Source organism: Actinophytocola sp., assembly GCF_049647105.1.
Lineage (GTDB): Bacteria > Actinomycetota > Actinomycetes > Mycobacteriales > Pseudonocardiaceae > Actinophytocola.
On record NZ_JBARWZ010000167.1, the window covers coordinates 1 to 13,835 of the forward strand.

The window sequence follows — 13,835 nt, forward strand, 5'->3', positions numbered from 1 at the left end:
GTGCCAGGTCGGCGCGGCCGGTGGCGAGCGTGAACGCGACGTCCACAGTGGACGGATCGGTGGCGGCGACGCGGGCGCCGATGGCGGCGCACTGGTCGGCGAGCGCGGCCGGGGTGCGTGCCGACACCGGCCACGGCACCAGGGCGGGCGCGGTCTCGGTGACCGGCACCACCGGCTCGGTCGCGGGCGCGGCCTCCAGTACGACGTGGGCGTTGGTGCCGCTGACCCCGAAGGAGGACACGCCTGCCCTGCGGGGCCGTCCGGTCTCCGGCCAGGGGCGGGCCTCGGTGAGCAGTTCGACCGACCCGGCCGTCCAGTCGACGTTCGTTGAGGGCGTGTCGACGTGCAGGGTCCTTGGCAGGACACCGTTGCGCAGCGCCATGACCATCTTGATGACGCCGGCGGCGCCCGACGCGGCCTGGGTGTGGCCGATGTTGGACTTGACCGAACCCAGCCACAGCGGCTCGTCCCGGTCCTGGCCGTAGGTGGCGATGAGGGCCTGCGCCTCGATCGGGTCGCCGAGGGTGGTGCCGGTGCCGTGCCCCTCGACAACGTCCACCTCGGACGGTGCCAGCCCGGCGGCGGCCAGCGCGGCCCGGATGACCCGCTGCTGCGACGGCCCGTTGGGCGCGGTGAGACCGTTGGAGGCGCCGTCGGAGTTGACCGAGGAGCCGCGCACGACGGCGAGGACCTCGTGGCCGAGACGGCGGGCGTCGGAGAGACGCTCCACCAACAGGGCGCCGACGCCCTCACCCCAGCCGGTGCCGTCGGCGGCGTCGGCGAAGGACGCGCAGCGGCCCGCGGTGGCCAGGCCGCGCTGGGTGCTGAACTCGGCGAACAGGTCGGGGCTGGTCAGCACGGACACCCCGGCGACGACGGCCTTGTCGCACTCGCCCCTGCGCAGTGCCGCGGCGGCGAGGTGCAGGGCGACCAGCGCGGACGAGCAGCCGGTGTCGACGGTGAGCGCGGGACCTTCCAGCCCGAACGTGTAGGCGACCCGGCCGGACATGACGCTGGCAGAGGTGCCGGTGATGTAATGGCCCTCCAGCCCGGCGGCCACCCGCATGCCGACGCCGTAGCCGGACGTGGAGGCGCCGACGAACACACCGGTCGCGCTGCCGTGCAGGGAGTGCGGGTCGATGCCAGCGCGCTCCAGGACCTCCCACGCGGCCTCCAGCAGGAGGCGCTGCTGCGGGTCCATGGCGACGGCCTCGCGCGGGGAGATGCCGAACAGGTCGGCGTCGAAGCCGGTGGCGTCGTGGACGAAGCCGCCCTCTGGGGTGAAACCGGGGGCCGGGTCGACCTCCCAGCACCGGTCGGCCGGGAACGCGCCGATGCCGTCGACCCCGGTGGCCACGACCTGCCACAGGTCCTCGGGGGTGGCGATGCCCGCGGGGAACCGGCAGGCCATCGACACGATGACGACCGGGTCGTCGTGGTCGGCCGCCATGACGGTGGCCTGCGTCGCGGTGTGCTTGCCTGACTCGCCGGTCAGCTCCTCCAGGAGGTGGCGGGTGAGGGCCAGCGGGGTCGGGTGGTCGTAGAGCAGGGTGACGGGCAGCTTGCGGCCGAGCGCGGCGGCGAGCTTGTTGCGGGTGCCGACCGCGGTCAGCGAGTCGATGCCGACGTCCTTGAACGGCCTGCCTGGCTCGATCGCGTCGGTACTGTCGTAGCCGAGCGCGCCTGCCGCGCAGCGGCGGACCAGTGCCAGGACGGCGTGCTTGCGTTCGGCGGGCGGCAGGGCACGCAGCCTGGCGGCCTCGCCGTCGACGGGCTCGTCGTCGGCGACCGGGGCCGGGGCGCGGAGGCCGGCGATGAGGGCGCTGGGGCGCACGGCGGTGAACGGCTCGGCGAAGCGGTCCCAGTCGACGTCGGCGACGGTGAGCGCGGTGGCGCCCTCGTCGACGGCGGCGGCCAGTTCCGCGACGCAGCGAGCGGCGGGGATGGGGGTGAAACCGCGGCGGCGCAACGAGTCCTGGACGCCGTCGCGGGTGGCCATGCCGCCGCCGTCCCAGGCACCCCATGCGATGGCGGTGGCGGGCAGACCGGCGGCGGCGCGGTGCGCGGCGAGCGCGTCGAGGTAGGCATTGGCCGAGGAGTAGGTGGCCTGGCCACCGCTGCCCCACACCCCGGCGACGGAGGAGAACAGCACGAACGCCTCGGCGTCGGGCAGCAGCTCGTGCAGGTGGGCCGCGCCGAGCACCTTGGCGCGGGCGCCGTCGGCGAAGTCGGGCAGCTCAAGGTCGGTCAGCGGCATCGACGGGTCGACACCGGCGGTGTGCACGACGGCGGTGACGGGGTGCTCGGCGAGCAGTGCGGCGAGCGCGTCCCGGTCGGCGACGTCGCAGGCCGCGACGACCGCGGTGGCGCCAAGGCCTGCGAGGCGGTCGACGAGGTCGGCGGCGCCGGGCGCGGCAGGCCCCCGGCGGCTGGTCAGTACCAGCTTCCGCACACCACGTCCGGCCAGCCAGGCCGCGACCTCCGCGCCGAGGGCACCGGTACCGCCGGTGACGAGCACGGCGCCGGAGGGGGTCCACGGCTGCGCCGGCGCGGCGGCGGGGGCGCGGCGGAGCCTGCTGGCAAGAAGGTTCGCGCGGACGGCGAGCTGGTCCTCGCCGGTGCCGCCGATGGCGGCGGCGAGCAGGGCGCCGGTGGTGGCGTCCTGTTCGGCGGGAAGGTCGATCAGGCCACCCCACCGCCCGGGGTGCTCGAGCGCGGCGACCTTGCCGAGCCCCCAGATCTGGGCCTGCGCCGGGTGTGCGACGAGGTCGCCGGGGGCGGCGGACACGGCACCGGAGGTCGCGCACCACAGCGGGACGGCGATCTCGGTGTCGGTGAACGCCTGGATCAGGGCGATCGTGGCGCCGACGCCGGTGGTGACGGCGGGCTCGTCGGGGTGCGGGGTCTCGTCGATGGCGACGAGTGACAGCACGCCCGCGAGGTCGGGCAGGGCCGAGGCTGCGTCGTCAAGGAGCGCGGAGATCGCCCAGCGGTCGAGTTCGGCGCGGTCGAGTGCCACGGTGCAGACGTCGAGGCCCGCGTCACGCAGGGCGGCCACGTACGCGTCGGAGTCACCGGATGGGGACGTCACGACGAGCCAGCTGCCACCCGCCGCCGGGGAGGTGGGGACCGGCTGCCACTCGACGCGGTAGCGCAGGGTGTTGCGCGAGGTGTTCTCGCTGCGCCGCCACGCGGACAGGGACGGGAGCAGCGCGCTGAGCGGGGTGTCGCCGGGGACGTCGAGCATGGCGGCCAGGCCGTCGAGGTCGGCGCGCTCGACGGCGTCCCAGAACGGGGAACGGTCGGGGGTGGCGGCGGGGGCGTCGAGCCAGAAGCGGGTGCGCTGGAACGCGTAGGTTGGCAGATCGACGACCGGGCCGTCAGGCAGGACGGCGGCCCAGTCGACGGCGACGCCGTGCACCCACGCCTCGGCGAGTGCGGTGAGCCAGCGGTCCTGGCCGCCGCGGTCGCGGCGCAGCGTGCCGAGCACGGTGCCGGGCGAGTCGATCGCCTCCAGGGTCTCCTCCAGCGCGGAGACCAGGACGGGGTGGGCGCTGACCTCGATGAAGGTGGTGCGGCCGTCGGCGGCCAGCGCCCTGGTCGCGTCCTCGAACCGGACCAGCTCGCGCTGGTTGCGGTACCAGTAGTCCGCGTCCAGCGTCGCGGTGTCCACAATGGACCCGGTGACCGAGGAGTAGAACGGGACCTCCGACGCCGTCGGCGCGATGTCCGCGATGGCCGCCAGCAGTTCGTCGCGCATGACCTCGACGTTGGCGGTGTGGCTGGCGTAGGCGCCCTCGACGCGCCGGGCGCGGACGTCCCGGCGCTCGCATTCGGCCAGCAGTTCCTCGACCGCGGCGCGGTCGCCCGCGACGGCGGTGGACAGCGGCCCGGAACGGGCGGCCACGCTGAGCGCGTCCGACCAGGGGGCGATCAGTGCCTCCGCGTCCCCGGCGGCGAGGTTCAGCGACACCATGCCGGTGCCCTCGGCGACACGTTCGGCGGCGATCCGGGACCGCAGCGCGATGATCCGGGCGCCGTCCTCGACGCTCAGCCCGCCGCTCGCGACGGCGGCGGCGATCTCGCCCTGGGAGTGGCCGACGACGGCGGAGGGCGTCACGCCCGCCGAGCGCCACAGTGCGGCGAGCGCGACGTGGACCGCCCACAGCGCGGGCTGCAGGACGTCGACGCGGTCCAGCGACGGGCCGTCACCGCGCAGGACGTCCATCAGCGACCAGTCGGTGTGCGGGGCGAGGGCGGCGGCGCACTCCTCGATACGGGCGCGGAACACCGGTTCGGTGCCGAGCAGCCCGGTGGCCATGCCCGCCCACTGCGAGCCCTGGCCGGGGAAGACGAAGACGACACCGCCGCGTCCTGTGTCGCCCGTGCGGCGCAGCACGCCGGGGGTCTCCTCGTCGGCGGCGAGCCCGGCGAGCCCGGCACGCAGGGCGTCGATGCCGTCGCCGAGGACGACGGCACGGTGGTCGAGTGCGGCGCGGGTGCCTGCCAGCGAGCGGGCCACCGCCACCGGATCATCACTGTCCACATGGGACAGAAGGGTGGCGGCCTGAGCGGTGAGCGCCTGCCTGGTGCGGCCGGAGACCACCCAGCCCAGCAGCTCGGGCCGGGTCGCGGCCGTGCCATGGTCCTGGGATTCGACGGCAGGCGCCTCCTCGATGATCACGTGCGCGTTGGTGCCGCTGACGCCGAACGACGAGACACCGGCGCGGCGCGGCTCGGTGCCCTTGGGCCACGGCCTGGCCTCGGTCAGCAGCTCGACGGCGCCCGCCGACCAGTCGACCTCGGGGGTGGGTGCGTCGACGTGCAGGGTCGCGGGCAGCGATTCGTGCTGGAGCGCCATGACCATCTTGATGACCCCGGCGACACCGGCCGCACCCTGGGCGTGGCCGATGTTGGACTTGATCGAGCCCAGCCGCAGCGGTTCGGTCCGGTTCCTGCCGTAGGTGGCCAGCAGCGCCTGCGCCTCGATGGGGTCGCCGAGCCGGGTGCCGGTGCCGTGCGCCTCGACGACGTCCACATCGGACGCGGCGACCCTGGCGGCGGCCAGCGCGGCGCGGATGACCCGTTCCTGCGACGGCCCGTTCGGTGCGGAGAGCCCGTTGGAGGCACCGTCCTGGTTGACCGCGGACCCGGTGACGACGGCCAGGATCCGGCGGCCGTTGGCGCGGGCGTCGGAAAGTCGTTCGAGCATGAGGACGCCTGCGCCCTCCGACCAGCCCGTGCCGTCGGCGGCGGCGGCGAACGCCTTGCAGCGGCCGTCTTCCGCGAGGCCGCGCTGCCTGCTCAGCTCGGTGAAGATGTCGGGGTTGGTCATGACCGTGACGCCGCCCGCGAGCGCGAGGTCGCACTCCCCCGCCCGCAGTGCCTGCGCCGCGAGGTGCAACGCGACCAGCGACGACGAGCACGCGGTGTCCACGGTGACCGCGGGCCCCTCGAAGCCGAAGGTGTAGGAGACGCGACCGGACAGGACGCTCCCGGCGTTGCCGGTCAGCAGGTGGCCCGCGCCGTCGGGAAGGTCGCGGACACCGAGGCCGTAACCGGAGGTCGCGGCACCGACGAACACGCCGGTGCGGCTGCCGCGCAGGGCGACGGGGTCGATCCTGGCGCGTTCGACGGCCTCCCAGACGACCTCGAGGAGGAGCCGCTGCTGCGGATCCATGGTGAGGGCTTCGCGGGGCGAGATGCCGAACAGCCCGGCGTCGAAGTCGGCGACGTCGGTGACGAAGTTGCCGACGCGCACGTAGCTGGTGCCGGGATTCTCCGGGTCCGGGTGGTAGAGGCGCTCGAGGTCCCACCCCCGGTCGGCGGGGAAGGGCCCGATGGCGTCGCGGCCGTCGGCCAGCAGCCGCCAGAGTTCCTCGGGGGTGTCCGTCCCACCGGGGAAGCGGCAGCCCATGGCGGTGATCGCGATCGGCTCCCGCTCGCGGGCCTGCGCCGCCGACAGCCGCCGCCGGGTCTGGCGGAGGTCGGCGGTGAGCCGCTTGAGGTAGTCGAGGTACTTCTGGTCGTCCGCCACTGACACGTCACCTCTCCAGGCAGGCGGCCACCGCGTTCGCACTGCTGAAACGGTGTGGCGCCGGGCTTTTCGGACGTTGAGGCGACCATATGAGCGGCCAGAACCCCGCAGACACCCCTACAGCCCCCACCCGGCGCCCCATCACCACCTGTGTGCCGCACCCGCGCGAACGCCGCATCGGACGGCCGGCCCGCCCCGATACGACGTTCGGCCCACACCGTGCACAAGCTGTGGACCCTTGACCCCGGATCCACCGATGTGCGAGTCGTTGGTTCTCCGCACGAGCCGCTGCGCGGGCCGATCGACACGGCGAAAGGGCCGCGCGCCCACCCGGCTGTCGTGGAGGCACGCCAGCAGCGCATCACCCTGGCCCGCCTGCTGCGCACCACGCCTTGCACGTGCCCGCCGACGTGCAGCACGGCGACGGCCGGCCACAACGCCGGACCGGTGTACGCGGCCCTACTGGCTGGCGTCATGAAACGCCGCGAACCGTCACCTAACGCGCTACCGGCCGGCCTGCGTAGGTACGCCCCGGACTGGTGGCTGCTGCCCGACGAGGACCCGACCGCTCCCGCTCGCGGTGCACTACTTCGCGTGGCTGCGCTGGCTACCGCATGCGCGACGCGCACCACGCTGTGAGAACTGCTGGTAGGGATCGGGCTCAGTGCACTGTGCCGCGACGCCGCACCTTGACCGGTGTTCGGTTGCCCGGTATCCCCAAGCCGGGCGGTATCGGGGTCAGCGTCTCCGGTGCCTCTGGGTCGCCTGGTTCCGGCAGAGTCAGCATGGCCCGTAGTGTCCAGACCGGACCTGCGCCGTACCACCAGTACACGCTCGTCGGTGCGAACACATCGGCATGCCTACCTGTCGGCACGCGGTAGGCATGCGCGTACTCATTACCAGAGAACACCAACACGTCGGCGCACTCAGAGTGTTGGAACACTCCCGCGAGCACTTCGGGCCCGTGCTGGTCGGTGCGGAACATGTGCCACATGAACCCGCGCTTGCCGACGATCTCCAACAACGCGTCCAGCTCAGTCACGCCCGTCGTCGTGTACATTCCCCACCCAGCTCAGCCTGTATCTGGCGCTTCGCCTCATCGACAATCGCGGTCAGCCTCCGCCGGTCCGCCCGTTCCGCACACCGACCCCGCACCAGCGCGGCGGTGCCAATCACCAACAGGACCGCAAGGCGGGTAAGTCCGACTGAGGTCATGTCGCGCTACCTGGCATCAGGGTCCGGGCCGACAGGAATCCAGGCGTAATACCCAAGTGGTGCAACGGATCTCCGTGGATGCGATACATCACCCGCTGCCCAGCGAACGCGCGTCGGCCGTGCAGCCAACGGTGATTGTCGAGAACGTAGCCCTGACCAGTGTTTAGTCTGAGCATGGTGGCATGCCGGTCTATCGCGGCACGAAGAACCGGTAGCCAACGCGTCGCATCGGGCGAAAACTGTGCAAGGTCATCCAGTCGCAGACTAATAGTGATCCGATCCCCTGTGGCCGCAAAAATCGAACCGAGATACCCTGCGGCACCGCCGAACAGTACAGACCGTGGAGCACTCAGAGCCTTCGCGGCCTTGGGGTGAGATTCGGCAAGGTCGTCGTAAACCGCTTTTCCGTCGATAACGACGCATTCTCCGCCGGTGCTCGCAGGTTGTCCACACGCCATCATCAACAGTGCGGGTGGATTGACGATTCCGGACCGGTCCGTGTGAGGATTAAGTGCGCACGCGCTGAACCCGGCAAACCCACTACGCATTTGACCGCCGACGTCGGCGATCGTGGTCACGCCGGACGCGTCGCTGTCTCGGTGAGGCACGATCGTGGCGATCGAGCGGGCGAGTCGGAGCAGGTGATCCGCACTGGTCACGTCGTCGAACAGGACAAGGCCATGCGCTGCCAGCTCCACGACAAGACCAGGTGCCATCTCCACGTCCTGGCTGTTGACGCGGTGCCGCGTCCGCGAGTCGAGCATCTCGGCCTGACCTCCAGAGAGAGCGATCCAACACATCCGAGACCCAACAAAAGTCCAGGCCATCCGTTGTGTCCAGTGACAGACTGTCAACCCGCCACACGCTGTTGGATGCGCTACCTTGCTCAAGGAGCAGGACGTCGTAGAGCAGGAGGGCACCGGGTGGACCACGACATGTACAGGCCGCAAACGTTCTCGATCTCGATCAAGGGCGTCGTGGTGCGAGACGGCAAGGTGCTCCTGCTGCGAAACGAACGCGAGGAATGGGAACTGCCGGGCGGTCGGATCGAGATAGGCGAGACCCCCGAAGAATGCGTTGCCAGGGAGATTTTTGAAGAAACGCAGTGGAAAGTCGAGACTGGCCCGATCCTTGACACCTGGATGTACTACATCAACGCTGTCGAAAAGCACGTGTTCATCGTGACATACGGATGCCATCCGACCGGCAACACTCAGCCGGTACTTTCCCATGAGCACAAGGAAATCGGCTTGTTCAACGAAGACGAGGTGCTCCTCCTGGTTATGCCAGAAGGTTACAAGCGCTCAATTTCGACCTGGTATGCGAGGCTGCGCGGCGACGCTTCAGAGTTGACCGGGTAGCCAACGATGGCCGGCAAATGCTGCGATGCGTGCGGGGCGGGACTCAGCAGTTTCGCGACCGAACCAGTCTGTCCCACATGCCACACCAGCGCCAACCTCACTGGGCCGGTCGTCCCCGCTCGCCGTATCGGTCCAGCGGTGTGGATGTGGTCGGCCGGCGAGGCCGCCGCAGCATTGGCCAGCCGTGACCTCGCAACGATCTTGCGGACCTACCGCCGCCTCAACCGATTCAACCAGCAGCAACTCGCGGATCTCCTGGGCTACGACAAGACCTACGTATCCATGATCGAGACGGGTCGCCGCTCGATCAACGATGTCGGCACCCGCCGGCACATCGCGCGCACACTGGGCCTCCCAACACACGTGTTAGGCGTGACACACGGAGATGACGCGGACTTTGCCGCCATGGTTCAGTTCGGGGACTCCACGATCCGTCTGGCCGAGATCGCCCGACGGGCTGGCCGTGCGGTAGATGCCGTAAACGAGCTGTGGCCGCTCATCGCCCGCCTGGAAGCACGCGCCGCGGAAGGTCACATCGAGCGGGAAACCCTTGTCCTGCTGGGACAGGCACGAGTGGCACTCGGGGTCTCGCTGGGCACTGTACTTCCGGAGGAACGCTTGGCCGCCGCCGCTCGCTGGACCGGCAGGGCGTTGATCATCGCTGAACGCCTCGAAGATCCGTTCTTCCTGGCGCACACACTGCGGATGCACGGCAACGAACTACGCAAGGCAAACCGGGTACCCGCTGCCATTCAACGCCTCAAGCGCGCGGTTGACCTGTCCACCGATCGCGAGGGACAGGGAACAGCGCTCGCGTTCCTCGCTCGCGCCGCTGGAGAGCAGGGCAACCGAGACATGTTCGACAGAGCCATTGAAAACTTCCGTCATCTGCTCGACAGCGGTCCGGCACACGGGATGTTGTTCAACCCCTTCACGTTCCGAGAGATCCAACTGCGTGGACTCGTCTCAACCGGCCGCGCCGCCGAGGCCGTCCAGGTCATGCAGACCGGCCACGCTGACGCGACACCGGCCGCCCCGCAGTGGCACATCATCGAACGGGTCACGGCCGGACAGGTCCACCTTTCCGCGGGGGACCGCGACGCCGCCAGCGAAGCCCTGCGCACCGCGGTGACCGCCGCCGAAGCTCATCGACTGCCGCACCAGATTCAGCGCACCCTCCGCGCGGCGGACAGTGGCGGCCTGACCGAGATCACCACCGAGGGGCAAGCCGCACTGTCACGGCTGAACAGGCTCCTCACTCCGCCCGAACCGGAGTTGTGAATCAACACCATGGGAGCTTGAATGGCGCTGAGACCCGCAGGCAAACGCTCTCGTCACTGACCGGCATCCTGGTCATGGCGGCCGTGCTCTGGCTGTGGCTGAACTTCGTGTACGCGCCGAGTTGTGGCCGGTTCGCGTGCAGCCTTGAGCCTGCCTGGTGGCCGCAGGCGGAAGCCGACAGCGGGGAAACCTGCCCGGACAGCATCTCGACGGCCGCCAACGATGCCGCGTGGGCCGCCGACCGGATCGAGTCGATCAAGGATGCGAAGCTCACCACCGGCCTGTACTACGACCGTGACGGCACCAACACAGGATCACCAGGGCCCTGCTCACCACCATCGGGCCGCGTGCCGTCCGTGCGGCGGCGAACGACCACCGCCCGGTACGCAGCGGCCCGTTCGGGGTGACGTGTTAGCTGACCAATGCCGGAGTGCCCAGACGATCCATGAGCTTGTCACGGAAGCGTGCCATCTGCGGGTCGAATCGGTCGTGTGTCCACTCGGTGGGGTCGTCCAAGGCGAACCATCGCGTCTCGTTCGCTTCCCGGGGGTCGGCGTCGATCCGCATGTCCTGATCGGCGGCCAGCACGAACCAGAACGACACGTCCGTATGACTGTGCTCGCCGCGTGTCTCCGTGACGGTCAGGAACAGTGGCTCATCGCCGAACCGCGGGTGGAACGCTCCGTCGATACCCAACTCCTCGGTGGCCTCCCGCAGCACCGTCCTACGCGGATCCTCGCCGTCGTCGACATGACCGCCAGGGAACAGCCACAAACCCGCCTTGACATGGTCGACCAGCAGGACCGAACGCCGTACGTCGTCAACCAGGGCGAAATAGACACACAGATGCTTGTCGGGCGTGGCCGGTCGGGCGATCCGGAACAACGGTGCACCCGACCGGATCCACTGCAACGTGGTGGCCCGGTCCCGGGCTTCGTGCTCGTCGAGTGGACTCACACCTGCCACCAGGTCGTACACCACATCGCGCGGATCCTGACCTGCCACCGTCATCCTCGAAGCCCTCCGCCACGTTCGAGCTCAGTTCGAGCCGCTGCTCCCAGCAACAATGTGTGTCGACGCCCGAAGGCGCGGAGCGGACGCTAGCAGCGCTCCGTACTCAGCTTGGAGAGCCCACGCCGTGGTCTGCTCTCATCGACCAGGTGACTCACGCAACCGTGCTGGCCAGGTCGAGCATCAACGCCATGGCGGCGTGGTCGGTCAGCCCGGCCGTTCGCACCGAATGGTCATACCCGCACGTAACGACCGCAGCGCGGCGGACGCGGCTAACGAAGGATCCGGATGCAATGTCACTTTAGATGTGAACGCCGCGAAAAATCAACAAAGATGGCTCCGATATTGTCGGACCATGGATTGTCTGCGGGCGGATCTGACGATTCTGGTGGGTAGACATGTCCGCGACCAGAACCACAGCCAGGAACGGATTCCTGGCTGTGGTCCGGTTGTCACAGCGAGGACGAACAGACACGCAGCGGCCCGAGGCGGGCTCCCGACGGGAAGTTCGTCGCGGCGTAGTTCCAGCCGCCGAACGCGTTCGCGGTCGCTTCGGGGTTGTTCTGTGACGGGGTGCCGTAGGCGTCCATCTGGATCCAGCCCGTCCACGTCACCCCTCCGTCAAACGAGGAGTTGCGATGGATGGGGCGGTTGGTCGCTGGGGACTCGTCGCCCCGTTCGAACACGACCAGCTCACCCGAGCCCGTCGCGGCCGCGCCCGGCTCGGAGATGGCACCACCTCGTGGCGCGCCCAGGTCGAACCACGGACCCCACGCCGAGCCGTTGTAGCTGATACCCGCCACTCTCGAGTTGGTAGTGCGCACGAACACGTCGACCAGGCCCGGCCCTCGGGTGACCATGATCGGGTCGACGGCGAACCTACCGCCGAGCCCGACCCAGTTGCTCCAGGTGGACCCGACCCGCTCCAGGTAGTACAGATCATTGGCCTGACCACGGGTGATCACGGCGACGTGGCCCGGTCGGGTCGACACCGCGATCGGGCTGGACGTCAGCACACCGCCGAGACTGGTGTGCGGTCCCCAGGCACCGTTCTCGAACTCCCGGAACCACAACTGTTTGTTCGAGCCCCGGTAGAACACGATGAGATGCCCGGGGCCGAGCGCCACCGCGTACGGGTTCCAGGTGACCACACCGCCGAGGCTCTGATAGCCGGACGCCACGCCGTTGTCGAACTGGTTGTAGTACAGGCCATCGTCACCACCACGGATGAAGACCGCAGAGTGACCCGAACCCCAGGAGACGGCCGATGGCTCGGAGCGCGACACGCCGCCCAGGTCCTGGAAGCCGTTCACCGTGTTGGTACGAGGGTCCACCTGGTAACGAAAAACGGTGTTGGTAAAGCTGACCTGGTAAATGTCCAGTGTACCGTCCGCTCGGGACACCAACCCGGGATCGATGTTGCTGCCCCGTTGCAGTTCTGCGCACCCGATGGCGGCGCTCGCGATCGCCGGGGACAGCACGGTGATGAGCACCCCGGTGACTATCGCGGACAACTTCCTCAATGGACGCATGTTTCCTCCTTGCTTCGACGCGACGAAGCAGAATCCTGACCGGCGAGTGTTGTGGCTATGTTGTGGTGCGGCGCTCACCTGCCGAAGGGCGGCCAGAAGCGCTCGACCTTCGTCTCGCGGTCGGCGTTGATCCACGCCGCGTCGACCGGCGCATCCGCGCTCGCGGTCAGATCCCCAGCTCCTGCTCGATCATCCGAAGCATGTCCGCGTCCGTGTCAGTGTCGGCGAGGTCGAGCCCGGCCGGCCGCCCGTCGACCCAGCGGTCGAGGAAGGCACGCAGTCGCACGGCGACCCTGGCCCGGGTGAGTCCGTCGGGAGCCTGCCTGCCGAACACCTCGTCCATCTCGTCGAGCCCCGCCAGCAGGGTTTCCACCCCACCTCGGCCGCCGCCCAGCCCGGTACGCAGGTGCCTGGCCAGGGCGCGGGCGGTCGGATAGTCGAACGCGGTCGTCGCGGGCAGGGTCAGGCCGGTGACGGCGGAGAGCCTGCCCGCCAGTTCCACGGCGGTCAGCGAGTCGAACCCGAGTTCGCCGAACGGCTGGTCCGGTTCGGCCGTGCTCGTCCCGTCGTGGCCGAGGACCACCGCGACCGCACCGGTCACCAGCTCCAGCAGCGCCGCGTCGGCGGCGTCGTCGTCGAGTCCGGCCAGCCGGTCCCGCAACTGCCGGCCTCGGTCGGAGTCCGGCTCAGCGACGTGCGCGGCCTCGGCCATGGCCATCACTTCCGGCAGGTCCTCCACGAGCGTGCTTGGCCGGACCAGGGTGAACGCGGCGGCGAACTGTTCCCACCGCACGTCGGCCACGGTCACGCACGTCTCGCCCGCGTCGACCGCCTGGCCGAGCGCGGCAAGGGCGACCGGGCCGGGCAGTGCCCGCAGGCCGCGCCGCCGCAGGTACTCGCGGGCGGTGTCGTCGGCGGCCATGCCGCTGTCGGCCCACGGACCCCACGCCACCGACGTCGCGGCGCGGCCCCTGCCGCGGCGCTGTTCGGCGAGCGCGTCGAGGAACGCGTTCCCCGCGGCGTAGGCGGACTGGCCGCCGCTGCCCCACGTCGCGGCGATGGACGAGAACAGCACGAACGCCTCCGCGTCGGGCAGCAGCTCGTCCAGGTGCCGCGCACCGTCCACTTTGGCCCGCAGCACGTCGGCGAACGCGTCCGTTCCGGTGTCGTCGACGGGCACGGCCGCCGTGACGCCCGCCGCGTGGACCACCGCGCTGACCGGGTGTTCGGCCAGCAGTGCCGCCAGTGCGTCCCGGTCGGCGACGTCGCAGGCGGCGACCGTCGCGGTGGTGCCGAGCGCGGCCAGGTCGGCGACCAGTTCGGCCGCCCCGGGGGCGGCCATGCCGCGGCGTGCGGTGAGCAGGAGCCGCCGCGCGCCGCGTTCGGCCAGCCAGCGGG

General features: G+C 70.2%; 10 protein-coding genes. 4 read left to right on the forward strand and 6 right to left on the reverse strand.

Features of this window, described 5'->3' with window-relative positions; all coding sequences use genetic code 11:
* On the reverse strand, positions 1-6,037 hold a 6,037-nt coding region (locus WBA97_RS20805; RefSeq protein WP_424232552.1), incomplete at its 3' end, for a type I polyketide synthase.
* Positions 6,038-6,295: 258 nt separating this feature from the next.
* Here WBA97_RS20805 and WBA97_RS20810 point away from each other — a divergent pair.
* Positions 6,296-6,676, forward strand: coding sequence for a hypothetical protein (locus WBA97_RS20810; RefSeq protein ID WP_424232543.1), 381 nt, complete (start codon positions 6,296-6,298; stop codon positions 6,674-6,676).
* Between the two features lie 22 nt (positions 6,677-6,698).
* Here WBA97_RS20810 and WBA97_RS20815 read toward each other — a convergent pair whose 3' ends face one another.
* Together WBA97_RS20815 and WBA97_RS20820 are read right to left on the reverse strand one after the other, a co-directional pair.
* Positions 6,699-7,079, reverse strand: a complete 381-nt coding sequence (locus tag WBA97_RS20815) for a hypothetical protein (protein WP_424232544.1) — start codon at positions 7,077-7,079, stop codon at positions 6,699-6,701.
* A gap of 169 nt (positions 7,080-7,248) precedes the next feature.
* A complete protein-coding gene (locus tag WBA97_RS20820; protein WP_424232545.1) occupies positions 7,249-8,016 on the reverse strand; it encodes a TauD/TfdA family dioxygenase in 768 nt (255 codons plus the stop codon).
* A gap of 159 nt (positions 8,017-8,175) precedes the next feature.
* Between WBA97_RS20820 and WBA97_RS20825 the strand changes: the two genes are divergently transcribed.
* The 3 genes from WBA97_RS20825 (at position 8,176) to WBA97_RS20835 (ending at position 10,301) form a co-directional block, all read left to right on the forward strand.
* Positions 8,176-8,613 carry an NUDIX hydrolase gene (locus WBA97_RS20825; protein WP_424232546.1) on the forward strand — a complete coding sequence of 146 codons (438 nt, stop codon included), beginning with the start codon at positions 8,176-8,178 and terminating at the stop codon, positions 8,611-8,613.
* Positions 8,614-8,757: 144 nt separating this feature from the next.
* Complete coding sequence (locus WBA97_RS20830; RefSeq protein ID WP_424232547.1) at positions 8,758-9,894, forward strand: helix-turn-helix domain-containing protein; 1,137 nt, start codon at positions 8,758-8,760, stop codon at positions 9,892-9,894.
* 17 nt (positions 9,895-9,911) lie between these two features.
* Positions 9,912-10,301, forward strand: a complete 390-nt coding sequence (locus WBA97_RS20835) for a hypothetical protein (RefSeq protein ID WP_424232548.1) — start codon at positions 9,912-9,914, stop codon at positions 10,299-10,301.
* A 4-nt stretch (positions 10,302-10,305) separates the two neighbouring features.
* On the opposite strand, the gene WBA97_RS20840 is transcribed toward WBA97_RS20835, so the two are convergent.
* The 3 genes from WBA97_RS20840 to WBA97_RS20850 all read right to left on the reverse strand — a co-directional run.
* Positions 10,306-10,779, reverse strand: coding sequence for an NUDIX hydrolase (locus WBA97_RS20840; RefSeq protein ID WP_424232549.1), 474 nt, complete (start codon positions 10,777-10,779; stop codon positions 10,306-10,308).
* Positions 10,780-11,357: 578 nt separating this feature from the next.
* The gene (locus tag WBA97_RS20845; protein ID WP_424232550.1) at positions 11,358-12,515 is read right to left on the reverse strand and encodes a hypothetical protein; all 1,158 of its coding nucleotides are present in this window, start codon (positions 12,513-12,515) and stop codon (positions 11,358-11,360) included.
* An 88-nt stretch (positions 12,516-12,603) separates the two neighbouring features.
* A partial coding sequence (locus WBA97_RS20850; RefSeq protein WP_424232551.1) for a KR domain-containing protein occupies positions 12,604-13,835 on the reverse strand: 1,232 nt, incomplete at its 5' end.